The sequence below is a fragment of the bacterium genome (genome assembly GCA_024226335.1).
GTDB lineage: Bacteria > Myxococcota_A > UBA9160 > SZUA-336 > SZUA-336 > JAAELY01.
Genome location: JAAELY010000002.1, coordinates 1 through 693 on the forward strand (window position 1 = coordinate 1; position 693 = coordinate 693).

The following is a 693-nucleotide window of genomic DNA, read 5'->3' on the forward strand; positions in this document are numbered from 1 at the left end:
GGCGTTGCGCAGACCGGAGTTTCGACCCCTGCGGCGCCGGTAGCCGGCGGCATTACCGACGTCGGGAACGTCGAGCTCACGGTGGCTCCGGTAGACTGTCCGTGCGGCGAACCCACGGGCTGGAGCCTCGAGTTCGGAAGCGAGTACTGGCAGATCTTCACCACGGCCGACTTCTCGGAGATCGTCGAGTACCTGACCTGTAGCGACGAAGAGGACGAGACGGCACTCGCGTTTCAGGTCGAGAACGAACCCATAGCGTTTGGAGTCAGCGCCGATGCATCGTCGATGGCCTGTGACGCGTTCTCCCTGATCGACGGCATCCCGTTGGAGGCGACTCACGAGATCGCTCCGAGCCAGGTCGAAGCCTGCCGAGAAGCGCTTCGGGGCGTGGCGCAGAACTTCGGTGTGACTTGCGCTCCTTGAGTGCACAGGGGGCTACGCGCGACGCTTGGCTCTGTCGCTCCGCTGCCCCTCGTCTCCCTGAAAGACATCCACTTCGAAAAGGACCGGCCTTTTCGCGGCGTGGTGCGTACCGGCCGGGATGTGAAGCTCGAGCAGAACGTGGCCTTTGAAGGGGTCGGACGGGGTGCCGGTTCCCGTGGTCGACGGTCAGTTTGCCACCATGCTCGGACTGCAGGAAGGGCCGAAGTCGATCACCGTAGGCCTGGGAACTGGCAGGTAACTCGGCTACGA

1 protein-coding gene is annotated in these 693 nt (G+C 63.9%); it reads left to right on the plus strand.

What is annotated here, in order from left to right; translation table 11 throughout:
* Positions 1-423 (plus strand): hypothetical protein (locus tag GY725_00025; GenBank protein MCP4002555.1); only part of this gene is annotated, 423 nt, incomplete at its 5' end.
* Between the last annotated feature and the right edge of the window lie 270 nt (positions 424-693).